Annotated in this window: 27 protein-coding genes; 9 read left to right on the plus strand and 18 right to left on the minus strand. The window is 59.8% G+C overall.

The window, feature by feature from the left end; all coding sequences use genetic code 11:
• From ABJH13_RS04890 to ABJH13_RS04915, 6 genes are all read right to left on the minus strand, one after another.
• A partial coding sequence (locus tag ABJH13_RS04890; protein WP_348405099.1) for a MerR family transcriptional regulator occupies window positions 1-1,471 on the minus strand: 1,471 nt, incomplete at its 3' end.
• A gap of 4 nt (window positions 1,472-1,475) precedes the next feature.
• Window positions 1,476-1,778 (minus strand): integration host factor subunit alpha, encoded by a 303-nt coding sequence (ihfA, locus tag ABJH13_RS04895; protein ID WP_348405181.1) that lies wholly within the window; start codon window positions 1,776-1,778, stop codon window positions 1,476-1,478.
• A 98-nt stretch (window positions 1,779-1,876) separates the two neighbouring features.
• Window positions 1,877-2,848 carry a beta-ketoacyl-ACP synthase III gene (locus ABJH13_RS04900; protein WP_348405100.1) on the minus strand — a complete coding sequence of 324 codons (972 nt, stop codon included), beginning with the start codon at window positions 2,846-2,848 and terminating at the stop codon, window positions 1,877-1,879.
• Entirely contained in the window at window positions 2,845-3,918 is a 1,074-nt protein-coding gene (gene plsX / locus ABJH13_RS04905) for a phosphate acyltransferase PlsX (RefSeq protein WP_348405101.1), read from the minus strand. Before plsX ends, ABJH13_RS04900 begins: the two co-directional genes overlap by 4 nt.
• A 51-nt stretch (window positions 3,919-3,969) precedes the next feature.
• Entirely contained in the window at window positions 3,970-4,176 is a 207-nt protein-coding gene (rpmF, locus tag ABJH13_RS04910) for a 50S ribosomal protein L32 (RefSeq protein ID WP_348405102.1), read from the minus strand.
• A 209-nt stretch (window positions 4,177-4,385) separates the two neighbouring features.
• Window positions 4,386-4,949, minus strand: a complete 564-nt coding sequence (locus ABJH13_RS04915; RefSeq protein WP_348405103.1) for a DUF177 domain-containing protein — start codon at window positions 4,947-4,949, stop codon at window positions 4,386-4,388.
• An 87-nt stretch (window positions 4,950-5,036) separates the two neighbouring features.
• Here ABJH13_RS04915 and bamE point away from each other — a divergent pair, with 87 nt between their 5' ends.
• The 3 genes from bamE (at window position 5,037) to ABJH13_RS04930 (ending at window position 8,204) form a co-directional block, all read left to right on the plus strand.
• Window positions 5,037-5,516: an outer membrane protein assembly factor BamE gene (gene bamE / locus ABJH13_RS04920; RefSeq protein ID WP_348405104.1), complete on the plus strand. Its 480-nt coding sequence runs from the start codon at window positions 5,037-5,039 to the stop codon at window positions 5,514-5,516.
• A 70-nt stretch (window positions 5,517-5,586) separates the two neighbouring features.
• Window positions 5,587-6,312 (plus strand): GNAT family N-acyltransferase, encoded by a 726-nt coding sequence (locus ABJH13_RS04925; protein WP_348405105.1) that lies wholly within the window; start codon window positions 5,587-5,589, stop codon window positions 6,310-6,312.
• Between the two features lie 83 nt (window positions 6,313-6,395).
• The gene (locus tag ABJH13_RS04930) at window positions 6,396-8,204 is read left to right on the plus strand and encodes an ATP-binding cassette domain-containing protein (protein WP_348405106.1); all 1,809 of its coding nucleotides are present in this window, start codon (window positions 6,396-6,398) and stop codon (window positions 8,202-8,204) included.
• On the opposite strand, the gene ABJH13_RS04935 is transcribed toward ABJH13_RS04930, so the two are convergent.
• Window positions 8,201-8,956 carry a 3-hydroxyacyl-CoA dehydrogenase gene (locus tag ABJH13_RS04935; protein ID WP_348405107.1) on the minus strand — a complete coding sequence of 252 codons (756 nt, stop codon included), beginning with the start codon at window positions 8,954-8,956 and terminating at the stop codon, window positions 8,201-8,203. The two genes, ABJH13_RS04930 and ABJH13_RS04935, sit on opposite strands and share 4 nt — an antisense overlap.
• 51 nt (window positions 8,957-9,007) lie before the next feature.
• Window positions 9,008-9,892, minus strand: a complete 885-nt coding sequence (locus ABJH13_RS04940; RefSeq protein WP_348405108.1) for a GNAT family N-acetyltransferase — start codon at window positions 9,890-9,892, stop codon at window positions 9,008-9,010.
• Between the two features lie 45 nt (window positions 9,893-9,937).
• Here ABJH13_RS04940 and ABJH13_RS04945 point away from each other — a divergent pair, with 45 nt between their 5' ends.
• Window positions 9,938-10,069 carry a hypothetical protein gene (locus tag ABJH13_RS04945; protein ID WP_348405109.1) on the plus strand — a complete coding sequence of 44 codons (132 nt, stop codon included), beginning with the start codon at window positions 9,938-9,940 and terminating at the stop codon, window positions 10,067-10,069.
• Here ABJH13_RS04945 and tyrS read toward each other — a convergent pair.
• Window positions 10,066-11,316, minus strand: coding sequence for a tyrosine--tRNA ligase (gene tyrS, locus ABJH13_RS04950; RefSeq protein WP_348405182.1), 1,251 nt, complete (start codon window positions 11,314-11,316; stop codon window positions 10,066-10,068). The genes ABJH13_RS04945 and tyrS overlap by 4 nt on opposite strands.
• Window positions 11,317-11,428: 112 nt before the next feature.
• Here tyrS and ABJH13_RS04955 point away from each other — a divergent pair, with 112 nt between their 5' ends.
• Both ABJH13_RS04955 and ABJH13_RS04960 read left to right on the plus strand, forming a co-directional pair.
• Window positions 11,429-12,505 (plus strand): anhydro-N-acetylmuramic acid kinase, encoded by a 1,077-nt coding sequence (locus tag ABJH13_RS04955; protein WP_348405183.1) that lies wholly within the window; start codon window positions 11,429-11,431, stop codon window positions 12,503-12,505.
• A gap of 32 nt (window positions 12,506-12,537) precedes the next feature.
• Window positions 12,538-13,617, plus strand: a complete 1,080-nt coding sequence (locus ABJH13_RS04960; protein ID WP_348405110.1) for an FAD-dependent oxidoreductase — start codon at window positions 12,538-12,540, stop codon at window positions 13,615-13,617.
• On the opposite strand, the gene ABJH13_RS04965 is transcribed toward ABJH13_RS04960, so the two are convergent.
• The 3 genes from ABJH13_RS04965 to ABJH13_RS04975 form a co-directional block, all read right to left on the minus strand.
• Entirely contained in the window at window positions 13,607-14,119 is a 513-nt protein-coding gene (locus tag ABJH13_RS04965; protein ID WP_348405111.1) for a GNAT family N-acetyltransferase, read from the minus strand. The two genes, ABJH13_RS04960 and ABJH13_RS04965, sit on opposite strands and share 11 nt — an antisense overlap.
• On the minus strand, window positions 14,119-15,393 hold the full coding sequence (eno, locus tag ABJH13_RS04970; RefSeq protein WP_348405112.1) for a phosphopyruvate hydratase: 1,275 nt from the start codon (window positions 15,391-15,393) through the stop codon (window positions 14,119-14,121). Before eno ends, ABJH13_RS04965 begins: the two co-directional genes overlap by 1 nt.
• A 61-nt stretch (window positions 15,394-15,454) precedes the next feature.
• The gene (locus tag ABJH13_RS04975) at window positions 15,455-16,327 is read right to left on the minus strand and encodes a DMT family transporter (RefSeq protein ID WP_348405113.1); all 873 of its coding nucleotides are present in this window, start codon (window positions 16,325-16,327) and stop codon (window positions 15,455-15,457) included.
• A gap of 310 nt (window positions 16,328-16,637) precedes the next feature.
• Here ABJH13_RS04975 and ABJH13_RS04980 point away from each other — a divergent pair, with 310 nt between their 5' ends.
• On the plus strand, window positions 16,638-17,723 hold the full coding sequence (locus tag ABJH13_RS04980; protein ID WP_348405114.1) for a hypothetical protein: 1,086 nt from the start codon (window positions 16,638-16,640) through the stop codon (window positions 17,721-17,723).
• A 54-nt stretch (window positions 17,724-17,777) separates the two neighbouring features.
• On the opposite strand, the gene ABJH13_RS04985 is transcribed toward ABJH13_RS04980, so the two are convergent.
• Both ABJH13_RS04985 and ABJH13_RS04990 read right to left on the minus strand, forming a co-directional pair.
• Complete coding sequence (locus ABJH13_RS04985) at window positions 17,778-18,209, minus strand: Fur family transcriptional regulator (protein ID WP_348405115.1); 432 nt, start codon at window positions 18,207-18,209, stop codon at window positions 17,778-17,780.
• The gene (locus ABJH13_RS04990) at window positions 18,161-18,490 is read right to left on the minus strand and encodes a hypothetical protein (RefSeq protein WP_348405116.1); all 330 of its coding nucleotides are present in this window, start codon (window positions 18,488-18,490) and stop codon (window positions 18,161-18,163) included. The genes ABJH13_RS04985 and ABJH13_RS04990 overlap by 49 nt, the downstream gene beginning before the upstream one ends.
• 63 nt (window positions 18,491-18,553) lie before the next feature.
• On the opposite strand from ABJH13_RS04990, the gene ABJH13_RS04995 reads away from it, so the two are divergent.
• Window positions 18,554-19,861, plus strand: a complete 1,308-nt coding sequence (locus ABJH13_RS04995; protein WP_348405117.1) for a DEAD/DEAH box helicase — start codon at window positions 18,554-18,556, stop codon at window positions 19,859-19,861.
• A 72-nt stretch (window positions 19,862-19,933) separates the two neighbouring features.
• Window positions 19,934-20,830 carry a DMT family transporter gene (locus ABJH13_RS05000; RefSeq protein ID WP_348405118.1) on the plus strand — a complete coding sequence of 299 codons (897 nt, stop codon included), beginning with the start codon at window positions 19,934-19,936 and terminating at the stop codon, window positions 20,828-20,830.
• On the opposite strand, the gene ABJH13_RS05005 is transcribed toward ABJH13_RS05000, so the two are convergent.
• The 4 genes from ABJH13_RS05005 to mazG form a co-directional block, all read right to left on the minus strand.
• Complete coding sequence (locus ABJH13_RS05005) at window positions 20,831-22,243, minus strand: protein adenylyltransferase SelO (RefSeq protein ID WP_348405119.1); 1,413 nt, start codon at window positions 22,241-22,243, stop codon at window positions 20,831-20,833.
• Between the two features lie 45 nt (window positions 22,244-22,288).
• Entirely contained in the window at window positions 22,289-22,738 is a 450-nt protein-coding gene (locus ABJH13_RS05010; RefSeq protein ID WP_348405120.1) for a GNAT family N-acetyltransferase, read from the minus strand.
• The gene (locus tag ABJH13_RS05015; RefSeq protein WP_348405121.1) at window positions 22,735-23,676 is read right to left on the minus strand and encodes a nucleoside hydrolase; all 942 of its coding nucleotides are present in this window, start codon (window positions 23,674-23,676) and stop codon (window positions 22,735-22,737) included. Before ABJH13_RS05015 ends, ABJH13_RS05010 begins: the two co-directional genes overlap by 4 nt.
• Before the next feature lie 94 nt (window positions 23,677-23,770).
• Entirely contained in the window at window positions 23,771-24,586 is an 816-nt protein-coding gene (mazG, locus tag ABJH13_RS05020) for a nucleoside triphosphate pyrophosphohydrolase (RefSeq protein ID WP_348405122.1), read from the minus strand.
• Between the last annotated feature and the right edge of the window lie 30 nt (window positions 24,587-24,616).

The following is a 24,616-nucleotide window of genomic DNA, read 5'->3' on the forward strand; positions in this document are numbered from 1 at the left end:
CAGCCTCAGCCTCAGCCTCAGCCTCAGCCTCAGCCTCAGCCTCAGCCTCAGCCTCAGCCTCAGCCTCAGCCTCAGCCTCAGCCTCAGCCTCAGCCTCAGCCTCAGCCTCAGCCTCAGCCTCAGCCTCAGCCTCAGCTTCAATGTCTGGTGTAAGCGCTAACTCCGCCTGAAGATTTTGCTCCAGATCTGGTGCAATTTCCGCAGGTGGTGCATCAGGCGCGTCATTCGGTTCAAACGCTACTGCGTCGGCGCCAATATCATCTGGCGTGACCTCTATCTCTTCATCCGCCTCGCCCGACGGCTGCGTGGCCTCTGGCTCTTCGAGACCTAAATCCGTAGGTGCCAGCGTCAATTCCGGTTCAATATCGTCTAGCGGTGGCTCAAACGCCAAATCCTCGGGCGATTCGGCTGCGGCCTCCGCCTGTTGGTCGGGTGCTGCGGCCTCATCCTCTGATGGTACGGCGACGTCATGCGCAGGCATCGGTGCATCCAAGGCGAGCGCATCGTCCTGTTCAGCGGTGTCGGCAAAATCAGTGTCCACATGTTGGGGCTCGGGGGTGGCTTCAGGAGCATCCGGTTTTCGCGCGTCCTCGGGCGTGTCTGCCGCAACGTCCGGCAGCGCGGTGGTGGCGTCATCACCGGCCGTTTCAAGCTGCTCGGGCGCAATTTCGGCCACGGCCTCATCATCCATCGGCGCGGGCGTCGGGGCATCAGATGGCGGGTCCGCCACGTCCAAATGCGCCTCGGGCAAGGTCTCCGCCGTATCGGCGGGGGTGTCCATTTCCGGCGCGAGGTCTGCTTCCTTGGGCGCATCGACAATTGGCAGGGCCTCTGGCTCTTCAATATCGTCGGGGGCCGGAGGGGACGTGTCTATTTCAGGTGTCGCGCTGTCCTCGGCGATACCGTCCAATGGCGCGACATCATCCAACGGCGCGAGATCCGCTGGCACATCATTGGCACCTGTATCGCTTGCATCGGTGGGCGCCTCGACAGGGACGTCTTCGACCGGAGCCTCAACGATAGGCTCTGCGTCCTCCGCCACATCCGGCAGCGCAGTCTCGGCAGGTTCGGGCAGGGCTGGCGCAGGCTCTTCTATCGGCGCGGGGTCTGGCAGTGGTTCTGGGTGCTCGGCCGCCGCCTCGATATCTTGCGCCATACCCCCGGCGGCGCTTTCGATCACCGCCAACGTCAAGTCATCCAGCGGTTGAGATTGGTCTGCCACGTGGTTCACACTGTGATCACGCAGCAGCTTTTGAACACCTTTGATGGTCAGGCCATCTTCGTGCAGCAGCTTTTTGATGCCCCCCAATAACAACATGTCGGCGGGGCGATAATACCGCCGTCCGCCGGCACGCTTTACAGGTTTGAGCTGGCTGAACTTGCTTTCCCAAAACCGCAACACATGCGCTTGCACGCCCAGCCAGTCGGCAACTTCGGAGATCGTGCGAAACGCATCAGGTGATTTAGACATCAGATCAGGACTTGTTCCCGTCGGCCACGCGGTCTTTCATCAAATGCGATGGACGAAACGTCAAAACCCGGCGTGGGTTAATAGGAACCTCTTCGCCAGTTTTGGGGTTGCGTCCAACACGGGCCGATTTGTCTCGAACGGAAAATGTTCCAAAGGACGAAATCTTAACCTGCTCGCCACGTACCAGCGCATCAGACAGGTGATCAAGCACCGATTCTACCAATTGCGCGCTCTCGTTACGTGACAATCCGACCTCGCGGAACACAGCTTCACTTAAATCCATACGCGTCAAAGTCTTTTCGGCCATCATTATCCCCCTTTAAATTTTAACAACCATAGGGGACGCTGATTTTCAGAGTCAATATCAATGGCTTGGCACACGGCGTTTGAGCAAGATTTTATGCGTTACCAACGTAGCACGACGGCTCCCCACGCCAATCCACCGCCGATTGCCTCGGTGACGATCAGATCGCCGGGTTTTATCTGGCCCCGGTCGCGCCCTACAGACAGGGCGAGAGGAATCGATGCGGCAGAGGTGTTGCCATGATCTTGCACCGTCACAACGACCTGATCCATCGGCAACCCGAGCTTTTTCGCGGTGCCTTGAATGATGCGGATGTTGGCCTGATGCGGCACGATCCAATCGACATCCTCGGGGGTGACGCCAGCGCGTTCCATCGCTGTGGTGGCGGTCGAGGCGAGCTTTTCCACCGCATGGCGGAAAACCTGGTTGCCCTGCATCCGCAGATGGCCGGTGGTGCCTGTAGACACGCCACCGTCGACGTAGAGCAGATCTTTGTGCCGCCCGTCGGAATTCAGGTCTGTCGATAGAATGCCGCGGTCTTGTGCGGTGCCTTCACCCTCTTGTGCTTCGAGCAACAGCGCCCCTGCGCCATCGCCAAACAGCACGCAGGTGGACCGATCCGTCCAATCCATGATGCGGCTGAATGTTTCTGCGCCGATCACCAGCACACGTTTGGCCTGACCCGACAGGATCAGCGCATTGGCGTTGCTGAGCGCATAGATGAACCCGGCGCAGACGGCCTGAATGTCAAAGGCAAACCCCGTGTGCATGCCCAATTCGGCCTGCACCATGGTGGCCACTGATGGGAATGTCAGGTCTGGTGTGGAGGTTGCGATGATGATCGCATCTACTTGATCCGCCTCGCACCCCGCATCCGACAACGCCGCGCGTGCGGCAGCGGCGGCCATGTTGGAGGTTGTCTCACCTTCGGCTGCGAAATGCCGCCGTTCGATGCCCGACCGCGCACGGATCCATTCGTCGTTGGTGTCGAGCGTCGCCTCAAATTCGGCATTGGGCACGATACGTTCGGGCAGGTAGTGGCCAACCCCTTTGACACAGGCGCGCAGGGTCATGATTTGCTCTCCTCGGCGGGCAGCCCGGCCACGCGGGCGGCTAGCTTGTCCGTAAATTTAATGTCAGCCAGTTGAGCCGCCAGTTTGATGGCCGCCGATACACCCGTGGCGTCGGCGGATCCATGGGATTTCACGACCGTGCCGTTTAATCCCAAAAACACGCCGCCGTTCACACGCCGGGGGTCGATGTTTTTCTTCAACCGTCGCAGTGATGGATAGGCCAACAACGATGCCATCTGCGATAGGGGCGAATATTTGAACGCCTGACGCAGCCTGTCGCCGATGAGGCTGGCAGTGCCTTCGCCGGTTTTGATCGCCACGTTGCCGGTAAACCCATCGGTGACGATCACGTCGCAGATATCCCCCGAAATATCACCGCCTTCGACAAATCCGACAAACTCAAACTCGGCCACATCGCTTTGATCGCGAATCAAATCATAGGCGTGTTTGAGGTCGGTGTGGCCTTTGTGCTCTTCGGTGCCCACATTCAACAGCCCCACACGTGGGCGCGTCAAATCCAGACCGTTGCGCGCATAAGACATGCCCATCATCGCATACCGCAGCAAATCATCGGCATCTGCACGCACGTCGGCACCAACGTCGAGCAATACGTTAAACCCCTGCGGATTGGAGGACGGATATAGAACCGCAATCGCGGGCCTGTTCACGCCCGGCAATTTGCGCAGGCGGATCATCGACAACGCCATCAATGCGCCGGTGTTGCCGCACGACACCGCAACCGTGGCGGATTTGTCGCGCACGGCTTCGATCGCAGACCACATAGATGTGTCTTTGCCATTTCGGACAATGTGGCTGGGCTTGTCTTCCATGGTCACAACACCCGTTGCATCACGGATGTCGACCCGACCATAGAGTGCCCGCCTACGAGCCACAAGCGCAGTCAGCTCCGCTTGTGGTCCATGCAATATAAACTGGATGTCAGGATTTTTGCGTGCAGACACATCACACCCTGCCACCACGGTAGCGGGACCTTCGTCCCCCCCCATAGCATCTACAGATATTGTAATGCGTCTGGCCTGCCTGGTGTCCTGATCGGTCTGCGCCGTCATAAAAGCGACTGCCCCCCCAAACCTTCTGCCCGTATTGGTTAAGGCACAGGTTTAGGCTGCGTCGTCTTCCAGATCAATCTCTTCTGACAGCGCTACGATTTCTTTATCGTCGTAGTGACCGCAAGAGGCACACACGTGGTGTGGGCGTTTCAATTCGCCACAGTTGGAGCATTCGTTCGGGTTTGCCGCAACCAGAGAATCATGCGCACGGCGGTTGTTGCGGCGTGATTTGGAGACTTTGTTCTGCTGAACAGCCATTGTCTTGGGCCTTTTGTCATTCGGGGCCGGGCGTACCATAAAAGCACGTGGCCGAGTTTCATTTCAGTTCCCACAGTTTGGGTGTGACGTGCGTTTAGGCCCCAGCCCTGCACTTGTCCAACCCTAATTGGGTGAGCGCCGCAAAATACTGGGATGCGCCCAGTTTGCAAGACGTTTTTTCTGACCCAAATCTAGTTGGATGATCGTGGTTAACCATCGGTTTTCTTTGGGTCCGACAGTTGGTCGCGCAAGCCCGCCAATCCGGCAAAGGGGCGCGCATCTTCATCGCGCATGGGTGTCACGCCGGGTTCGGCATAAACCTGTTCGCCCAAATCGGCATCTGTGCTGCGTGGATACAGCGGCAACGCCAGAACCAACGCCTCTATCATGACGTGATGCGGTTCGATCCACGCCCCCAGCGGTTCGGTGCTGTCGTCGTCGCCCATTTCGACCTCGGGCGCGGTGTCGTGTTCGAAATGGGCAAGAAACTGCCGGCTTACCGGCACATCAATGCGCGTGGTCACAGGGTCCAGCGTCACGGCGCAGGGCTGCACCACGGTGGCGCCCAATTTGGCGGTCAACCGCCAGTCGCGCCCGGCTTGGGCCCGAATATCGCCCACCAAAGATAATTTGCGCAGACCCATCAAATCTAATTCGGTCGCCAGCGCTTTGAGCGTGGCGGCATCGGGGCGCAGCGCAAAGGGCGTCACGGTGTTTTGATTGAGCTCTGATACACGCAGGGCGTGCGGAGAGGGGGAAGGTTGCTTGGCCATTGGTCACTTTCGTTTCTTGAACCATGGGCAGTGCATGGTGTAAGCGGGATAAAAGCCACGGCACTTAAGGGCAAGAGGGCAGGTTGAATGGGTATCAAAGACGTGGTGATCGGTAGTATGCCGAGACCGGTGCGGTTTGCGGGTGTGGGCCTTCTATGTTTGACGTTGACGGCCTGTGGCGGCACGTTTCGTGACCATGGATATATCCCACCGCAAGAAGATCTGGAACAGATCGTTGTAGGAATCGACACCCGTGCGAGCGTGGTCGAGACCCTTGGTGGCGCGGCCTCTGGGTCGGTTCTCAAGGATCGGGGCCTGTATTTTGTCCGCAGCCGGGTGCAAACCGTCGCCCTGTTTGAGCCCAAAGTCGTTGAGCGGCAGGTGCTTGCGATCACATTCGATACGGCGGGGGTGGTCACCAACCTAGAAACATTCGGTCTGGAACGTGGTCAGGTCGTGCCGCTGTCGCGCCGGGTCACCAGCTCTGGGGTGCGTGATACGACGTTCCTGAAGCAGCTGTTGGGGAATATTGGCCAATTCTCGCCCGCCTCGGGGCTGGATAGCTGATCGCGTCGCGCGACGTTTGGCAAAACCGTGGTACACCGGTGTGGCATAGGCTGCGACACGGGGGCACAAGATGATCTCCTTAAAAAGGGGCCGCTACCATGCACGGCTGGCCACGTCGGCGCATGATATCGATGCGGCGCAGGCCCTGCGCGCACGGTGCTTCGGGCTGACCGTGGCGCGCGACGCAGATGCGTTTGATGCGCAATGCAGCCATGTGATCGTATCAGACACCGGATCAGGAGCCGTGGTGTGCACCTACCGGATGCACCACATCACGGGGGCGGCGATTTCCACCAGCTATGCCGCGCAATTTTACGAGCTTTCGGCACTGGAAACCTTCGATGGCGCGATGGTCGAAATGGGCCGGTTCTGCATTGACCCTGATCTGCGCGACCCAGATATCCTGCGGATGGCGTGGGCTGCGATGACGGCCTATGTGGATACGCATAATGTACGACTGTTGTTTGGGTGTTCCTCATTTGCGGGGCAGGACCCTGCGACCTATCTGGATGCGTTTGCGATGCTCAAGGCGCGCCATCTGGCCCCCAAACGGTGGTTGCCGCGGGTCAAAGCCCCCGATGTGTTTCGATTTGCCGCGCGGTTGCGGCGCAAACCCGATCTGAAAAAGGCGATGCTGCATATGCCGCCTTTGTTGCGCACCTATCTGCTGATGGGGGGGTGGGTCAGTGACCATGCGGTGGTGGACCGGCAGATGAACACATTGCACGTCTTCACCGGGGTCGAGATCGGGGCGATTCCCGCCGCGCGCAAACGATTGCTGCGCGCATTGGTGTGATTTTGCGTCAATTGCGCAGATATTTTACGTCACAGGCGGTGCCATACGTTGACGCGGGCCGGGATGCAGCATAGCTGCGGGGCATGGCGCGTATCCCCCTTTTACAACTGAATGAAATATCACTGACCTTTGGCGGTGATCCTGTTTTTGATGGCCTCAGCCTTGTTGTGCAGCCCGGCGACCGTGTGGCGCTGGTTGGGCGCAACGGGTCCGGCAAATCCACCTTGATGAAGGTCATGGCTGGCATGGTCGAACCCGACCGCGGCGAGGTGATCCCCGGCCCCGGTGTGTCGGTGGGCTATATGGAACAGGACCCCGATTTGTCGGGGTTCGAAACGCTGGGCGATTTTGCGGCCCACGGGTTGGATGCCTCTGAAATGTATCTGGTGGAACGCGCAGGCGAGGGGCTGAAATTTGACCCCGCGCGCCCGGTCAGTACCGCCAGTGGTGGCGAACGGCGGCGCGCGGCATTGGCGCGGTTGATGGCGCATGCGCCCGACCTGATGTTGCTTGACGAGCCAACCAACCACCTGGACATCGAAGCGATCGCGTGGCTGGAAAGTGAACTAAAACAAAGCCGTAAGGGTTATATCATCATCAGCCACGACCGCGCGTTTTTGCGTGCGTTGACGCGGGCGACCCTGTGGGTAGACCGGGGCGATGTGCGCCGCCAAGAAAAGGGCTTTGAGGCCTTTGAAGAATGGCGCGACACGATCTGGGACGAAGAAGACATGCAGCGCCACAAGCTGAACCGCAAGATCAAGGCCGAAGCCCGTTGGGCGGTCGAAGGGATCAGCGCGCGGCGCAAACGCAATCAGGGCCGGGTGCGCGCGTTGCAAGATTTGCGCGCCGAACGGGCCTCGCAAATCACACGGCAGGGCACGGCGGCGATGGCGCTGGACGCGGGCCCCAAATCGGGCCGCAAGGTGATCGAGGCCGACAATATCACAAAATCCTTCGGCGATAAAACCATTCTGCGGCCGTTTTCCATGACCATCCAACGGGGCGACCGCATTGCGTTGGTGGGGCCCAATGGTGTGGGCAAAACCACGCTGTTGAACATGCTCATCGGGCGCGAATCCCCCGACAGCGGCATCGTCAAACAGGGCACAAACCTCGAATTGGCGCTGTTTGATCAGGCGCGCGCGCAGCTCGACCCGGATATGACCCTGTGGGACAGTCTGACAGGCGACCCCGATATGCGGGTGTCGGGCAAGGCCGACCAGGTCATGGTGCGGGGCCAGCCCAAACATGTGGTGGGGTACCTCAAGGAATTCCTCTTTGACGAGGCGCAGGCCCGTGCGCCGGTGCGCGCCTTGTCGGGTGGCGAAAAGGCACGGCTGTTGTTGGCGCGGATCATGGCGCGGCCCAGCAACCTGTTGGTGCTGGATGAACCGACCAATGACTTAGACGTAGAAACGCTGGACCTGATGCAGGAACTGCTGGGCACTTATGACGGCACGGTTTTGTTGGTCAGCCACGACCGCGATTTTCTGGACCGGGTGGCCGCAACCACCATCGCGATGGAAGGCGACGGGCGTGCGACCGTCTATGCCGGCGGCTGGACAGATTATCTGCGGCAACGCACGCAGGATGATTTCACCGAAAGCGTGCGCAAGTCCAAGACATCGCAGGGGGCGGACAAACCCAAATCGGCGCCCAAATCGGGTCTGAGTTTCACTGAAAAGCACCGGCTCGAGGCCTTGCCCGCCGAAATCGCCCGCCTAGAGGCCGAGATCGCCAAGCTCGAAGAGCTGTTGGGGGATCCTGCGTTGTTCACCGATCATCCGGTCAAGTTTCAGAAAGCCAGCGATGCGTTGATCGAACGCCACGCCAAGCTGAGCGATGCCGAAGAAGAATGGCTGGCCCTCGAAGACAAGGCGGGTGGCTAGCGCATCCGCAGGCCACCGTCGATACGGATCACTTCGCCGTTCAAATACCTCGCGCCAATGATGAACGCGGCCAACTGCGCGTATTCCGCAGGGTCGCCCAACCGCGGCGGGCAGGGCACATCTGCGGCCAACCCGGCCTGAACCTCTGCGCCGAGCCCTGCCAACATGGGCGTCATGAAAATTCCGGGCGCGATGGTCATCACGCGAATCCCGTCGCGCGCCAGATCCCGCGCCATCGGCAGGCATAACCCCACAACCCCGCCCTTGGAGGCGGCATAGGCGGTTTGCCCTTTTTGCCCATCAAACGCCGCGACAGAGGCTGTGTTGATGATCACACCGCGCGCGCCATCGGCGTCGGGGGTGTTGTCTTGCATGGCCGCAGCCGCCAGACGTGCCACGTTGAACGTGCCCACAAGGTTGATATCCACGGTGCGTTGGAACAGAGCGAGCGGATGCGGCCCATCGCGCCCCACCGTTTTGGCGGCATCGGCAATGCCTGCGCAATTCACCGCCACCGTGATACGCCCCATACGGTCGCGCGCCAGATCAATCGCCGCCTGCACAGAGGTTTCATCGGTGACGTCGGTTTGGGCGAAAAACCCACCAATCTCGGTGGCGATCTGTGGCCCGCGTTGGGTATCGCGGTCCAGCAGGGTGACACGTGCGCCCTGTTTGGCCAAATGCCGGGCCGTGGCTTCGCCCAGCCCCGAGGCGCCCCCGGTTACGATGGCGGCGGTGTCGTTGATGCGCATGGTCTGATCCCCTTGTGTTCGGCTGGCGAGATCATGCCCCGCGCGCGCCGCCTAGCCAAGGTGCATAAGTTTGCGGTCTATCCGCGCGATGTGGCGCAGCGGCGATGTAAGGGGCAGCCAACGCAACCACGTCCCCCCCAACGGCCGCGCCACAGCACCGGTGCCCAGTTTGAACCGCGCCAGACCACTGGCATCTTCGCTGTCTAATGTGCCCAATTCGAGGGTCTGAAGGTCTTTGGATTTCGCCCAAAGGATCGCCGACCAGATCAACAGATTATGGGCTGACATCACCCGCCCCGATGGGCGCGTGTGGCCGATATGGTAACTGGTCGACAGGCCGTGGCGCAAAATAACGATCCCGGCAACCGGTTCGCGCCCGTAAAAGGCGGTGAACAGTTTGGCGTGGCTGCGGTTGGCGCGGGCATAGGCCTGTGTGAGCGCGGCCGGCCAGGCCCGGTACCCTTGGGCGCGTTGTTGTGACTGGTCGGCTTGCAGCAGCCAATGGTCAGGGTCATCGGGCAGGTTTTGCCGGGTGATCCGCAGGTTTTGGCCTTGGGCGTGGCGCAACCGGTTGCGCCATTTTTGGTGCTGCGCAGCCATCAGGCTGTCGGTATCTGGGGTCAAATCCAGCGTTGCGACCCAGTTGGGACTGACCAAGGGCAGCGCCCCGATTTGGTTCAGCGCCATAGGCCGGTCGGGCGCCAGAATTTGCAGGCCCTTTCCGGGCACGGATCGCGCCAATTCATGCATCTCGTGGGGTGTTTGCGCTGCGGGTCGCGCGATCATCGATACAGGTACAGGGCCCCATTTGCGGCGCAACACAACCGTGCCATCCGCAAGCCGCAGATGCGGGGTTCCTATGGCGTCAAGCGCGCGGATAAAGCTGTCGCTTTGTTGAAGCGGGACAAGGGCGGGCACGGGGGCGGCATCAAACATGCCAGCATTAACCCCTCTGAAACCTAATTGGGGGTTAATGCTGGCATGAAAAAGACTGCAAAAGGCATTGCTGCCCCCGCTCCACGTCTGACAAAAACCGCCGCATTCCTGATCGCGGTGGGGATGTCGATCCCTGTGTTCGCGTTGCTGACGCTGGTTGATCAGCTCTGGTTTTAGGCCAGTTGCACCAAGGCATGGCGCTTTTTACCGGCACTTAGCTTGATCGGGCTCGACAGGGCTGCGGCATCAATCATCAGACCCGCATTCGACAGCGGTTGATCATCCAGCCGCGCGCCGTTCTCGGAAATCAGGCGCTTGGCCTCTTTGCCAGACCCGGCCAGACCTGACCGCACGATCAATTGCACGATGGATATCCCGTCGCCCACGTCTTGGGCCGTCAAGGTCAAGGTGGGCAGGTCGTCGCCGACACCGCCCTTTTCAAACACCTCGCGCGCTGTGGCCTCGGCCGCCGCGGCCGCATCCGCCCCATGCAACAGGGTGGTGATTTCCCCCGCCAGCCGCACTTTGGCCTCGTTGATCTCGGCGCCTTGTAGCGCGCCCAAGCGGTCGCATTCATCTACGGGCAGTTCTGTGTACAGTTTCAGGAACCGGCCAACATCTGCATCGGTGGTGTTGCGCCAGAACTGCCAGAATTCATAGGCCGACAACATATCGCTGTTCAGCCAGATCGCCCCAGACTGCGATTTGCCCATTTTCTTGCCGTCAGAGGTCGTCAGCAAGGGCGACGTCAGGCCGTAGACCTCGCCGTCAATCACCCGGCGCGTCAGGTCGATACCATTGACGATATTGCCCCATTGATCCGACCCACCCATTTGCAGGATACAGCCATAGCGCCGGTGCAATTCCATGAAATCATAGGCTTGCAGGATCATGTAGTTGAATTCGAGAAACGACAGCGATTGTTCCCGGTCGAGCCGCGATTTCACGCTTTCGAACGACAACATCCGGTTGATCGAAAAATGCCGCCCGATGTCGCGCAGAAAATCGAGGTAATTCAGACCATCCAGCCATTCGGCGTTGTTGATCATCAACGCATCAGACGGCCCGTCGCCGTAGGTCAGATAGGCGGAAAACACCTGTTTGATGCCGGCGATATTGTCGTCAATCGCGGCCGGCGTCAGCAGCGGGCGCTCATCGGCGCGAAACGACGGATCGCCCACCTTGGTGGTGCCGCCCCCCATTAGGGTGATCGGCTTGCCGCCGGTTTTTTGCAGCCACCGCAGCATCATGATCTGGATCAGCGACCCCACATGCAGCGAACTGGCCGTGGCATCAAACCCGATATACCCCGCCTGGCCCCCTTGCAGCAGCGCGTCGTCCAGCCCTTGATAATCGGTGCAATCGGCCAGAAAGCCTCGCTCCATCATCACGGCAACAAAATCGGACTTGGGGTGATAGGTCATCATGCTTGCTCTTCGCTGAAATTCCGCCCACTCTATAGGGGGTGCGCAGACAAAGGAAAAGGCTTTGACAAAGGTCCTTGCAAAAACAGGCCCGGTGACAGCCCTTGGCGCCATGAGCGGCACGTCACTGGATGGGGTCGATGCGGCCGTGGTGCGCACCGATGGCCACCAGATTGAGAGGTTTGGCGCCATCGCCTACCGCGCCTATGATGCCGCCGAACGCGATGTGTTGCGCGCGGGGTTGGGGCAGTGGTCGGGCCCGGCGGTTGCGGCTGCTGCGCACGTGGTCGAGGCCGCGCATCTGACGTTGCTGGCGCAGTTCACAGAGGTTGATGTGATAGGCTTTCACGGTCAAACCTTGGCCCATGCCCCCCAGACGCGCGGCACCTTGCAGGTGGGCGATGGGGCGCATTTGGCGCAGACATTGTCGTGCCCGGTTGTGTGGGATTTTCGCAGTGCGGATGTGGCCGCAGGCGGGCAGGGCGCGCCGCTTGCGCCGTTTTTCCATTTTGCCTGTGCCAAGCATATCGGCGCCACCGAACCTGTGGCGTTTTTGAACCTAGGCGGTGTGGGTAACATCACATATGTGGATCCGTCATATGAGGCGGCCGATACACCTGGCGCGCTCTTGGCCTTTGACACAGGGCCCGCGAACGCACCGATCAACGACCTGATGCAGGCGCGTCTGAACCTGCCCTTTGACGCAGACGGCGCGGTGGCCCGCACCGGTAGGGTGCACCCATCGGTGGTGGATGAATTCCGCGCGGCGGCGTATTTCGCGCAGGTTCCGCCCAAATCGCTGGACCGGGATGATTTTGCGCAAATGACCCGTTTGGTGGACCCATTAGGCAACGCGGATGCGGCGGCGACCTTGACCGCAATGTGCGTCGCGGGTGTTGTAGAGGGCATGCGCCACTGCCCCGAGCCGCCCGCGCGGGTGTTGGTGACAGGGGGCGGGCGGCATAATCCGGTGTTGATGCAGATGTTACGCGACGCTTTGGCATGTGCGGTGCTGCCGGTCGAAGACGTAGGCTTGGACGGGGATATGCTCGAGGCGCAGGCCTTTGCCTATCTGGCCGTGCGGGTCAGTCGCGGGTTGCCCACATCATGCCCGGGCACCACCGGCGTGCAGGCCCCCGTGGGGGGCGGCACGGTCAGTTGGCCGCAGCCCAAAGGCATCGCAGTATAGCGACCCGTGCAGGCGCTAAAGGGGGCACAGTCATGAAAGTCATCGTGGTCGGGTCAGGCGTCATTGGCGCCGTGACGGCCTACCGATTGGCCCGCGCAGGCGTGCAGGTCACCGTGATAGAGGCGGGCCAACCGGCCAACGCGGCATCTGGCGCGTCCTTTGGGTGGATCAACGCCAGCTTTTACCTTGATGATGACCATTTCCGCCTGCGGTACGCCGGTATGGCCGCGCACAAACGGCTGGCGGTTGATCTGGGCTCAGAGGCGATATCCTGGCCGGGGTGCTTGTGTTGGGAACACAGCGGTGCGGCCTTTGACATCCACCTGCGCGCGCTGGCCGATCTGGGGTACCCGGTGCAAGAGATCGGCGCGGATGCCTTTGCGCGGCTTGAACCTGCCATGCCCGCGCCAGACCGTGCGCTGTATCTGCCAGGTGAGGGCGTCGTGGATCTGGTGCAGCTGACGGCGGATGCGATGCGCGGCGCGATGGCGCAGGGCGCGCGTTGGATCACAGGTGTCGCGGCGGCGGGGTTTGACATGACGTCCGACCGCATCACCGGGGTGCGCACAGATGTGGGGACGTTTGCGGCCGACAAGGTCGTGGTGGCCGCAGGGGTGGCCACGCAGACGTTGTTGCAGGGGGTAGATGTAGCGGTGCCGATGGTGCACCGACCTGCGTTGATCTTACGGTCCGAACCCTTGCCGCCCCTGATGCGTCACGTGCTGGTCGCCCCCGATCAGGAAGTGCGCCAGACGCCGCAGGGGCATCTTTTGGCCCCCACAACGGCCGGGCATCAAGGCGACAGCGCTGATGGGATCGATGCAGCCCCGGACGTTTTGGCGGATGCGGCGATTGCGCGGATATCCACGTTGATTGGCCGCGACGTGGCGTGGGAGCAGGTCACCCTTGCCGCGCGCCCTATGCCTGCGGACACCCTGCCTGTGATTGGGCCGTGCGGGCCTGCGGGGTTGTATGTCGCCACATTGCATTCTGGGGCGACACTGGCGGCTGTGGTGGCAGAATTGGTCAGCGCAGAGGTGCGTGACACCGCCCTAACCAACGCGCAAACGGCGATGTTGGCGCCCTATAGACCAGCCCGCTTCACAGGGTGAATTCGTAGAACACCAGCAAGTCTTCGGTGCCGGGGGGCAGGTCAGAATAGCTGCCCCGTGCCTGAAACCCTAACCTTTCATAAAGACGTTGTGCGCCTTTGAATTCTTTGGAGGTGTCCAGCAAAACGCGGCTGTAGCCGTCCGCGCGTGCGTGATCGATCAACGCCTTTGATAGTGCCTGACCGGCCCCTGTCCCGCGGGCACCGGCTTGCACGAAGACGCGTTTGATTTCGGCATCGCTGTCTGACAACGGATAATACATGCCGCAGCCCACCGGCGCGCCATCGAGTTCTGCCATCAGGATAATCCCACCGGGGCGGGCGTGTTTTTGTGCCAACACATCCATCAGGGCGGCGTAGTCATCAACCGGATAGAACGTTTCAATAGTCGGGCGCAGCGTATCGCTAAACCCGATCAAATAGTCGCGGTACGCCCAACATAGCGTGCGTACCGCGTCAATGTCCTGTTCGGACGTGGCTGCCCGAACCGTTAGCTCAGCCATCAGCGCAGGATAGACCGGCCCGCATATTCTGCGGTTTCGCCCAAGGCTTCTTCGATGCGGATCAGCTGGTTGTATTTCGCCAGTCTATCGGACCGTGCGAGCGACCCGGTTTTGATTTGGCCGCAATTGGTGGCCACAGCCAGATCGGCGATTGTGGCGTCTTCGGTTTCGCCCGAACGGTGCGACATTACGTTGGTAAAGCCCGCGCGATGCGCCATGTCGACCGCCTTGAGGGTCTCTGTCAGGCTGCCGATTTGGTTGACCTTAACCAGCATCGAATTGGCCGAGCCACGTTCGATCCCTGTGGCCAGACGGGCAGGGTTGGTGACAAACAGATCGTCGCCCACTAGCTGGATTTTGTCGCCCAACGCGTCTGTCAGGGCCTTCCAGCCGTCCCAATCGTCTTCGGACATGCCGTCTTCGATAGAGATGATCGGGTAGTCGGCCACCAATGCCGCCAGATAGGCCACGTTTTCTTCGGAGGTCAGCGATTTGCCCTCGCCAGAGAGTTCGTATTTGCCGTCTTTGTAGTATTCTGTCGCGGCACAATCCATCGCCAGATAGATGTCATCGCCGGGTTTGTAGCCTGCCTTTTCGATGGATTTCAGCACGAAATCCAAGGCATCACGGGTAGAGCTGATGTTGGGGGCAAAGCCGCCCTCGTCGCCGATGCCGGTGGACAGACCTGCCGCAGACAGTTCTTTTTTCAACGTGTGAAAGACCTCTGACCCCATGCGCACAGCGTCGCGGATGTTGTCGGCCGCGACGGGCATGATCATGAATTCTTGGATGTCGATAGGGTTGTCGGCGTGTTCGCCGCCATTGATGATGTTCATCATCGGCACCGGCAAAACCCGCGCCGATGTGCCACCCACATAACGGTAAAGCGGCTGCGCACAGAAATCTGCCGCGGCTTTGGCTGTGGCCAGCGACACACCCAAAATGGCGTTCGCGCCTAGGCGTGATTTGTTTTCAGTGCCGTCCAATTCGATCATGACGCTGTCGACTTCGACTTGTTCGGTGGCGTCAATGCCCACCAGTGCTTCGGCGATCTCGCCGTTGACGGCGGCGCAGGCCTCGAGCACGCCTTTGCCCATATAGCGCGCCTTGTCGCCATCGCGGCGTTCGACGGCCTCATAGGCGCCGGTGGATGCGCCTGATGGAACCGCCGCGCGGCCCATTGTGCCATCTTCCAAAATCACATCCACTTCGACCGTGGGGTTGCCCCGGCTGTCGAGGATTTCGCGTGCGTGAATGTCGATGATGGTGCTCATGTCAGGCTCCTATATGGGTGATCCCTCGCGTCTTAACGGTCTGGGGCGGGTATGGAAACCCTTAGGCGGCGTTAGCGCGAACATTCCGTTCACGCCATAGGGTATATAGCCCCGACCCAACAATGATGCTGGCCCCGACCAAGGTCAACGTATCGGGGCGTTCACCAAACACCAAAACACCCACAAACAACGCAAACACAATACGCGAATACCGAAACGGCGTGACAAAGCTGACCTCGCCCATGCGCATGGCCGACACGATCCCGTAATAGGCGACGACCCCGATCAGCACGGCAAACCCGAAATACACCCAATTTATGGGGGACAGATCCGTGATGTGGCTGCCGTTGACCCACATCAGCCCAGCCGCAGCGGGGATTAACACCAGAAACGCCAAAAAGCTAAGTTGCAGTGACGATGTGTGGCGTGGCACCCGGCGGGTCGCAAGATCGCGGACGCCCAGCCCGACGACGCCTTGGAGCGCAAACAACGACTGCCAACTGAAGCCGTCGAGGCCCGGCCGGATGATCAGCAGCACACCGCAAAACCCGACCAAGATCGCGACCCAACGGCGCCAGCCAACGGATTCTTGCAAAAATAACGCGGCCCCCAAGGTCACGAACAACGGTGTCGCCTGTAGGATCGCAGAGGCCGTCGACAACGGGATCAGCGCAATGGCCGTCACAAACCCCATGCTGCCCACAAGTTCACCGACCAGCCGAATGGCGATGGCCGGGGTCAGCATATCACGTGAAAACAGGGCTTGTTTTTGGACGGTTAAAATGACCCCGATCACCGCCGCGCTGCCAACGCCCAGCATGCCGATAATTTGACCAACAGGTAGGGCTGCGGCCATCAGTTTGATCAACATGTCTTCGAGTGCAAAGGCCAGCATGGCCGCCACCATGAGGGCCGCGCCGCGTAAGTTGTCCATTGGGTGTCCTTTTATGGAGGCTGCTTGCGTCGTTTCAGAAAGCCGCGGGCAGGTCAATCGTGCGGGGATGGTAAGGTGTTGGATACATTTATGACAGCTTTGTGTTCTTTTTTTGTTCTATGTCCACACTTTGGAAACTTTGCCATGACATACAAAGCTAGGAACGAGGATAGGAGCCAGAATGGAACCTCAAGCTAGAATTGGCTTAGCCCAATTGACGAAATTGGCATTTGACGGGGTGGATCTAAGTCCACTGCGCACACAGTTGTTGACCCAATGCCTCGCAGAAAGCGGGCAAGCAGGCGCCTTAATGGACCTTGCTGTCATCGACCAACTGACCGGGAACCGCGAACAAGGGTTGGCCTGGCAGACGCAGGCATTTGAGACCTGCCGCATGTTCAAAACACATCGTGCATCAGATGCCCGCAAGCGGGTGTTGGTGTTTGCGGCACCCATCGACATGGGGGGGAACACCCCCGTCGAGTTCTTGCTGCAAACATCTGATTTTGAGGTGATGTTTTATTATCCGTGCCTGCAGTCGGGGCGCGATTTTGAACTGCCGCGGCATGATGTTGCATTTTGCGCAGCCCCTGCCGATTCGGAAAATAACGCCGAGTTCTATGAGCATGTGCGTTATTTGACCCGCAAATCAGGGACACGCACCCTGAACCTCCCCGAAACACCTGTAAGCTTGGACCGCGATAGCATGCCGGCCCTGTTGGCAGATGTTGACAAGGCGCGTTTCCCAGCGTCGTTGCGCATTGAGCGTGAGACATTGGAGAGCAGTGAAGGGCAAGCTGCATTGCAGACCCTTGGTGGGTATCCGTTGATCATTCGCCCCGTTGGGTCGCACGCCGGGTTGGGTCTGAAAAAGCTTGCAGGACCGCACGACTTGACCGCCTATCTGACGGAGCGGGATGAGGCCGAGTTCTATGTGTCTGACTTCGAGGACTACGCGTCACCGCATGACGGTAAATATCGCAAATACCGAATTGTGTTTGTCGATGGCAAAGCCTTCCCTTGCCATATGGCCGTCGCCGATCAGTGGGACGTGTGGTATTTGAACGCGGACATGCACGCCTTTGCTGACAAACGCCAAGAAGAAGCGACCTTTATGGCGCAGTTCGACACTGGATTTGGGGCGCGCCATCAAGCCAGCTTTGATGCGCTTGTTGCGCAGGTCGGCCTGGATTACTTCGGGATTGATTGTGCCGAAGATGCCGACGGAAACTTGATCGTGTTTGAGGCCGACAACGCCTTGATCGTGCACGATATGGACCCTGAGGTGATTTTTCCGTACAAACGCGCACCGATGCAGGCGATTTTCGCAGCGTTCGAACGTATGCTGCTCGGTAACAGCTGGACGGCCGCGCAGCCTGGTCCGCAACGCCACTAAGTGATGCGAGTTGGGGGAGCGTGAATACGGTCCCCCAACTCATGCAAAAACCGATTACTCTGCCGGATCGGCATCGTGCTTTTTCAGCGGAACACCATATAGCTCTAGGCGGTGCCCGCGCAGGGCATACCCCAATTTGTGCGCGATGCGTTCCTGTAGCGCCTCAATTTCGGCGTCAACAAATTCGATCACCTCGCCTGAATTCATATCAATCAGGTGGTCATGGTGATCGCGTTCCGCGTCCTCATAGCGCGCGCGGCCATCTCCGAATTCGAGCTTTTCCAAAATGCCTGCTTCTTCAAACAGCTTTACCGTCCGGTAAACCGTTGCAATTGAAATCCCCGCATCAATGGCGGCGGCACGGGCATATAGTTCTTCGACATCCGGATGGTCGGCACTGTTTTCGAGAACTTTGGCAATCACGCGCCGTTGCCCCGTCATACGGAGCCCCTTGGCTTCGCAGCGCTGGATGATTGTCGTACCCATGTCTTGACCCTTAGTGTTTGAATATCTCGTTTAACGGTATTTTGCGCCGCCATCCAGATGCCTTTGACGGTTTGATGTTGACTTTTCACATTGAATGCTGCATCCGCAGCGCCAGCGATATCTTCTGCCGCGTGAGCAGTTGGAAGCGCTGACGGACCAAAATAGATGTCCGCCGCTTGCATAAAAAGATCCGCTGTTGTTCCCAAAATCACGCGTGGGTGCAAACGCCACAGACAGGTGTGCGCATTGGCGCCCCCTGCGATCTGTTTGGTGTCTCCCAAGCGGTGCCCATATGTGGCGCGGCCAATATATGCGTGCCGCGCCGGTGCGCCGGAAAGAGATAAATGAGCGATTTTGACATGATGGGTCTGCCACCGAAATTGGTGGCGCGGTTGAAAGATATGGGTCTGAACGATCCGACACCGATCCAGAAACAGGCTATCCCTCACGCGCTGAACGGGCGCGATGTGATGGGTTTGGCCCAAACAGGAACTGGCAAAACCGCCGCCTTTGGTGTGCCGCTGGTTGCGCAAATGTTAGAGCTAGACGGGCGCCCGGCGCCAAAATCGGTGCGTGGTTTGGTGCTGGCACCGACCCGCGAGCTGGCCACCCAGATCAGCGTCAATCTGCGCGCCTTTGCTGAAAATACTTCATTGAAGGTCGCGATGGTCGTGGGCGGCCAGTCGATCAACAATCAAATCAAACGGTTGGAGCGCGGTGTTGACCTTCTGGTGGCGACGCCGGGCCGCTTGCTTGACCTCATGGATCGCCGTGCCGTGCGCTTGAACGACGCGACGTTCTTGGTGCTGGATGAGGCCGACCAGATGCTCGACATGGGGTTTATCCATGACCTGCGTAAAATCGCTGCTGTGATCCCGCCAGAACGGCAAACCATGTTGTTTTCGGCGACGATGCCCAAACAAATGAACGAATTGGCGCAAAGCTACCTGCGCAGCCCAATCCGTATCGAAGTCTCGCCTCCCGGCAAGGCCGCGGATAAGGTCACCCAAGAGGTGCATTTTATCGCCAAAGCCGAGAAATCGGGGCTGCTGATCGAACTGCTGGACAAGCACCGTGATGAACGCGCCTTGGTATTCGGGCGCACGAAGCATGGCTCTGAAAAGCTGATGAAAAACCTGGTCAAAGCAGGGTATGCCGCCAGTTCGATCCACGGCAACAAATCTCAGGGCCAACGGGACCGGGCGATTGCAGCGTTTAAATCGGGCGAAATCAAGGTGTTGGTGGCCACGGATGTCGCCGCGCGCGGTCTTGATATCCCCGATGTGAAACACGTGTACAACTACGATCTGCCGAATGTGCCTGACAACTATGTACACCGGATCGGGCGGACCGCGCGGGCTGGCAAAGATGGCGCAGCCGTCGCATTTTGCGCCCCCGACGAGATGGGCGAATTGAAAGCCATCCAGAAAACCATGGGCATATCGATCCCGGTCGCCTCGGGGCGCCCATGGGAAGCGATGGACATTCCCGAAGACAGCAAATCCAAAGGACGTGGTCGCAGACGTGGTGGTCGTGGGCAAGGCAGCCCAAAACCTGCGTCGGGGCAACCGCAGGGCGCAAAACCGGCACGCAACCGGCGTCGGCGCAATCGTGGCGGGAAATCTGGCGGTGATGGCCAGCAGGCCGCTTGATCCCTGAATATACGTTAAAAAAGCATCTGCGCCGCGATTGACATTGCGGGGCAGAGCCGCCCATTTGGCGCAATGACCACCAAACCTCATATGGATACAATCGGCGCCGTTGCCTTGATCGCCTTTGCGGTGCATTTGGCGTTCAATCAGGTGGTCGTCAAAGTCACAAACGGCGGATTTAACCCGGTTTTTGCAGCCGGTGTGCGGTCGGCCGGAGCGATGGTTGTCTTGCTGATCTGGATGCGGTGGCGCGGTATCAGTTTTGTTTTGCCAAAGCGCGCGATCCCGGCAGGGCTGTTGTCTGGGATGCTCTTTGCGCTGGAATTCACCTGCTTGTTCGTCGCACTCGATTTCACCACCGTCAGCCGTGCTTCTGTCATCTTTTATTCGATGCCGGTATGGTTGGCGATCGTCAGTCACTTTGTGCTGCCGTCAGACCGTTTGACCGGGCGGCGATTGGCGGGGATGGCGCTGGCGATGGGGGGCGTTGCGCTGGCGCTTTTGGACCACAGCGATGTCACCGCCAGCCTGACCGGCGACTTGTTGGCGTTGACGGCGGCTTTGTGTTGGGCCGGCATTGCGCTCTGCGTCAAGGCGACGCCGCTGCAAACCGTGGCGCCTGCGCATCAGCTGATGTTTCAGGTGCTGGTATCCGCGCCGATCTTGTTGCTGGCCTCTTTAGGGTTCGGGGATTTGATCCGCGATGTACAACCCATCCACGTGGCGGGGCTGATATTTCAAATTGTTGCCGTCGCCAGCTTGGGGTTTCTGGCGTGGTTCTGGCTGATGTCTATTTATCCCGCTTCTGCGGTCGCCTCATTTAGCTTTTTGTCGCCTGTTTTCGCGGTGATCTTGGGGTGGGCGCTTTTGGACGAACACGTCAGTCCCAAGGTGTGGGGCGCGCTGGCGCTTGTTGCGGGCGGCCTGTATCTGATCAACCGCCGGCCCCGAAACCACGCCGTAGATTGATCAGGTGCCACAAAATGTTGCTGGCACACGTTGCGCTTTGGTCGGCGGATGCATCAGATCAAGATCATCGGTGCCGTAGGGGTCGGCCAGCGCGGTCATCAGCCGGTCAAACGGTGCGAAATCACCTGCGACGGCGGCGGCGATCATGTCTTCGATGCGGTGGTTGCGCGGGATGACCCGCGGCGATGCCGCCTGCATGGTGTTTTGCGGGGCCGGTTCGTCGCATAGCCGATCCTGCCAGCGTATAGACCAGCGATCAAAGCGCGCCCGGTTCACAAATTGGTCGCGGGCATCACCCCGTGCAAGCGCATCAAATGTATTGGTAAAATCGGCCCCGTCGTTTTGCATCAACGTCAGTAGGTCTTGGATCAGCGTGGCATCATCCGGGCCGGGGGATGTCAGGCCAACCTTGGCGCCAAAACGGGCCAGCCACGCGGCGTCGATCTGGCCGGGCATGGCGTCAATGATCGCGGTTGCCTCTTCGACGCCCGCTGCGGGGTCATCCAGTTGTTGCAAAAGGGCCGTGGCGAATTGCGCCATGTTCCAGACGATAACATGCCGTTGGTTGGAATAGGCGTAGCGCCCCGTCCGGTCGATAGAACTAAACACCGTATCTTCATGATAATCATCGATAAAAGCGCAAGGACCGTAGTCAATGGTTTCGCCTGATATCGTGCAATTATCGGTGTTCATCACCCCGTGGATGAACCCCACCGACATCCACGCCGCGACCAGATCAGCCTGCCGGGCACAGACTGCACGCAGTAGATCCATCGGGGTTTTGGCACCCGGGTCGTGGCGGTCGATGGCATATTGCGTCAGCTGCGACAGTTCCGCATTTTGGCCCCGGTGGGCGAACACCTGAAAGGTGCCCACCCGCAGATGGCTTTGCGCGACGCGGGCCAAAACGGCGCCGGGCAAGGCGGTTTCGCGGTAGATGTCTTCGCCCGTTAACGTGGCCGCAAGGGCGCGGGTGGTCGGGACGCCAAGCGCATGCATCGCCTCCGAAATCACATATTCGCGCAACACAGGGCCCAGCCACGCACGGCCATCCCCACGCCGGGAATAGGGCGTGGGCCCCGACCCCTTCAGCTGAATATCCCGGCGGATGCCATCGGTGCCGATGGTTTCACCCAACAACACCGCGCGCCCATCGCCCAACTGTGGGTTGTAGCTGCCAAACTGATGCCCCGCATAAAGCTGCGCCAACGGGTCGGCGCCCAGTGGCACGCGTTGCCCCGAAAAGATCGCGGTCAATTCTGGCTCAGATGCGTCGGGCAGGCGCAATAGCGTCGCCAATGCGCTGTTATAGGCCACCCGTTTTGGGGCGCGCACCGGGGTCGGATCTTGCCGGGTGTAGAAACCCGCTGGCAGATCGGCATAGCTGTTGTCGAAGGGGGCTGTAAACGTCATGCCCTCTACATAGGGGGCCGGTGCGGTGTGCACCAGTGGGTGCGGCTAGAACCGGCGCGTCATCAGCATATAATCGGGCCGGGCGCTAAAACCCGCCCGCGCATAGAGCCGGTGGGTCGCGTCATCGTCGCGCTTTACCTCAAGATGCAGCGCCTTCAGGCCCGCACCCGCCAACGCACGGGGCAAGCTTTGCAATGTTTCAGAGGCAATGCCGCGCCCACGCACGCCGGGGCGGATGAATATTTCATCAATGAACCCGTCCAGCCCGCCGAATTCCAGCGACCAACCAAAGGTGATCACCACATATCCGATGGGCGCACGGGCGGGGCCTATCAGATAGGCCGCACCATGGGGCGAGCCCTCCAGCAGCGGGGCGACCCCGGCCCGGCGTGCGTCTTGGGGCAGATCAATGCCGTGTTCCTCATGAAACGCCGCCACCAGCGCATCCAGCCGATCGGCGTGTTCGGGTTGCGCCAGGGTCAGGACGGCGCTCATAGCCGGGCCAGGCGCTCGGTCAGCAGGGCAAAGAACCCGTCCGCATCAATGTCTTTGATAAACAACGCATTGGCCGGGCGGTCGGTCACGCCCCACCAGTCAGCGACGGTCATGCCCATGGTCAATTCCGATGTGGTTTCGATTTCCACATTGATGTGGCGGCCTTTGAACAGCGCAGGGTCGATCAGATACGCGGTGACACATGGGTCGTGCAGTGGCGCGCCCTCAGAGCCGTATTTCTCTTTGTCGAACCGTTCGAAAAAATCGGTCATCTCGGCAACGGCCGTGCCCGCAGCAGTGCCAAGCGCGCGAAAGGCAGCATTACGAGGCGATGTGACCAGTGCCTTATGCGTGACATCCAACGGCATAACCACGATGGAAATGCCGGATTTAAACACAATATCAGCGGCTTGTGGGTCAACATAAATGTTGAATTCGGCGGTGGGGGTGATGTTGCCCCCTTCAAAATACCCCCCCCCCATCAAGACGATCTCATCCACAGCGGCGGCAATGTCTGGCGCGCGGGTCAAGGCGGTGGCGATGTTGGTCAACGGCCCAAGCGGGCACAGCGTCACCGATTTGGGCGCCGCCGCACGCAATGTTTCGATCAGGTAATCGACGGCGTGCATGTCTTGCAGAGGCATGGTTGGGTCGGGCAAGACGGGGCCGTTCAACCCGGTTTCGCCGTGCACGTGTTCGGCCGTGACCAGTTCGCGGCCCAGCGGGCGGTCGCACCCTGCATAGACCTTGACGTCGGGCTTGCCCACCAGCTCGCAGATGATGCGCGCGTTCTTGGACGTCAGCGACAGCGGCACGTTGCCTGCCACACATGTGATGCCCAAAACCTCGATATCTTCTGGGCTGGCCAGCGCCAAGAGGATGGCAACGGCGTCGTCTTGGCCGGGGTCTGTGTCGATAATAATTTTGCGGGGGGACATGGCTGCTCCAGTTTCTTATTGTTCGTGTGATATCAGTCGCATCGGAATTGTCCAGCGGCTCTGGCCGGTCTGAGCACAGCTGCGCTGATCTGTCTTAGGGCGCGCGTTCGGCGTGTTTCACGGCGTCCCACAATGCGTCCATTTCGGCCAAATCACTCTCGGCAGGGGTTTTGCCAATCTGCGCCAATCGCGCCTCGACGGCCTCAAACCGGCGGGTAAATTTGGCGTTGGCCGCGCGCAATGCGGCCTCTGGGTCTAGGTCCAGATGTCGGCCCAGATTGGCCATCACAAACATCAAATCACCGTATTCTTCGTGGACCTCAGCCTGCGTGAGCGTGTCTTTGGCCTCGACCAATTCGGCGGCTTCTTCGATGATTTTATCCAACACCTGCGTCGTCGATGGCCAATCAAACCCCACACGCGCAGCCCGTTTTTGCAATTTCAACGCGCGCAGCAGGGCGGGCAGGCCAACAGCGACGCCATCCAACGTGCCTTTTTGCGCCTTGCCTGCGCGTTCAGCCGCCTTGATCTGTTCCCAATCGGCGGTTTGCTGGGCGCTGGATTTGTCGCGACTTTCATCGCCAAACACATGGGGATGGCGCGCGACCATCTTGTCGCAGATCGCCTGTACCACCGATTGAAATGTGAAATGCCCCGCCTCGGCGCCCATGGCCGTGTGATAGACCGTTTGTAGCAACAGATCGCCCAATTCGCCCTCTAACTCGGGCCAATCGCGCCGCTCAATAGCGTCGGCGACCTCATAGGCCTCTTCGATTGTGTAGGGCGCGATGGTGTCGAAGGTTTGTTCGATATCCCACGGGCATCCGATCTTGGGGTCACGCAGCCGCTGCATAATGTGCAGCAAGCGTTCAATTCCCGCATTGCGGTCGTGGATGAGGTCGTCAGCCATTGCAGCGTGCCTGTGTGTTGTGTCAGATGC

Source organism: Roseobacter sp., assembly GCF_039970775.1.
Lineage (GTDB): Bacteria > Pseudomonadota > Alphaproteobacteria > Rhodobacterales > Rhodobacteraceae > Roseobacter.

What these genes read in the sequence shown, in the direction of transcription:
- ihfA (WP_348405181.1), bottom strand. Translation starts at nt 1,778, where the DNA reads ATGGCCGAAAAGACTTTGACGCGTATGGATTTAAGTGAAGCTGTGTTC.
- ABJH13_RS04900 (WP_348405100.1), bottom strand. Translation starts at nt 2,848, where the DNA reads ATGACCCTGCGCGCCTGTGTCAAAGGGGTTGGCCACTACCTGCCCGAA.
- plsX (WP_348405101.1), bottom strand. Translation starts at nt 3,918, where the DNA reads ATGACGGCGCAGACCGATCAGGACACCAGGCAGGCCAGACGCATTACA.
- rpmF (WP_348405102.1), bottom strand. Translation starts at nt 4,176, where the DNA reads ATGGCTGTTCAGCAGAACAAAGTCTCCAAATCACGCCGCAACAACCGC.
- ABJH13_RS04915 (WP_348405103.1), bottom strand. Translation starts at nt 4,949, where the DNA reads ATGGCCAAGCAACCTTCCCCCTCTCCGCACGCCCTGCGTGTATCAGAG.
- bamE (WP_348405104.1), top strand. Translation starts at nt 5,037, where the DNA reads ATGGGTATCAAAGACGTGGTGATCGGTAGTATGCCGAGACCGGTGCGG.
- ABJH13_RS04925 (WP_348405105.1), top strand. Translation starts at nt 5,587, where the DNA reads ATGATCTCCTTAAAAAGGGGCCGCTACCATGCACGGCTGGCCACGTCG.
- ABJH13_RS04930 (WP_348405106.1), top strand. Translation starts at nt 6,396, where the DNA reads ATGGCGCGTATCCCCCTTTTACAACTGAATGAAATATCACTGACCTTT.
- ABJH13_RS04935 (WP_348405107.1), bottom strand. Translation starts at nt 8,956, where the DNA reads ATGCGCATCAACGACACCGCCGCCATCGTAACCGGGGGCGCCTCGGGG.
- ABJH13_RS04940 (WP_348405108.1), bottom strand. Translation starts at nt 9,892, where the DNA reads ATGTTTGATGCCGCCCCCGTGCCCGCCCTTGTCCCGCTTCAACAAAGC.
- ABJH13_RS04945 (WP_348405109.1), top strand. Translation starts at nt 9,938, where the DNA reads ATGAAAAAGACTGCAAAAGGCATTGCTGCCCCCGCTCCACGTCTGACA.
- tyrS (WP_348405182.1), bottom strand. Translation starts at nt 11,316, where the DNA reads ATGACCTATCACCCCAAGTCCGATTTTGTTGCCGTGATGATGGAGCGA.
- ABJH13_RS04955 (WP_348405183.1), top strand. Translation starts at nt 11,429, where the DNA reads ATGAGCGGCACGTCACTGGATGGGGTCGATGCGGCCGTGGTGCGCACC.
- ABJH13_RS04960 (WP_348405110.1), top strand. Translation starts at nt 12,538, where the DNA reads ATGAAAGTCATCGTGGTCGGGTCAGGCGTCATTGGCGCCGTGACGGCC.
- ABJH13_RS04965 (WP_348405111.1), bottom strand. Translation starts at nt 14,119, where the DNA reads ATGGCTGAGCTAACGGTTCGGGCAGCCACGTCCGAACAGGACATTGAC.
- eno (WP_348405112.1), bottom strand. Translation starts at nt 15,393, where the DNA reads ATGAGCACCATCATCGACATTCACGCACGCGAAATCCTCGACAGCCGG.
- ABJH13_RS04975 (WP_348405113.1), bottom strand. Translation starts at nt 16,327, where the DNA reads ATGGACAACTTACGCGGCGCGGCCCTCATGGTGGCGGCCATGCTGGCC.
- ABJH13_RS04980 (WP_348405114.1), top strand. Translation starts at nt 16,638, where the DNA reads ATGGACCTTGCTGTCATCGACCAACTGACCGGGAACCGCGAACAAGGG.
- ABJH13_RS04985 (WP_348405115.1), bottom strand. Translation starts at nt 18,209, where the DNA reads ATGGGTACGACAATCATCCAGCGCTGCGAAGCCAAGGGGCTCCGTATG.
- ABJH13_RS04995 (WP_348405117.1), top strand. Translation starts at nt 18,554, where the DNA reads ATGAGCGATTTTGACATGATGGGTCTGCCACCGAAATTGGTGGCGCGG.
- ABJH13_RS05000 (WP_348405118.1), top strand. Translation starts at nt 19,934, where the DNA reads ATGACCACCAAACCTCATATGGATACAATCGGCGCCGTTGCCTTGATC.
- ABJH13_RS05005 (WP_348405119.1), bottom strand. Translation starts at nt 22,243, where the DNA reads ATGACGTTTACAGCCCCCTTCGACAACAGCTATGCCGATCTGCCAGCG.
- ABJH13_RS05010 (WP_348405120.1), bottom strand. Translation starts at nt 22,738, where the DNA reads ATGAGCGCCGTCCTGACCCTGGCGCAACCCGAACACGCCGATCGGCTG.
- ABJH13_RS05015 (WP_348405121.1), bottom strand. Translation starts at nt 23,676, where the DNA reads ATGTCCCCCCGCAAAATTATTATCGACACAGACCCCGGCCAAGACGAC.
- mazG (WP_348405122.1), bottom strand. Translation starts at nt 24,586, where the DNA reads ATGGCTGACGACCTCATCCACGACCGCAATGCGGGAATTGAACGCTTG.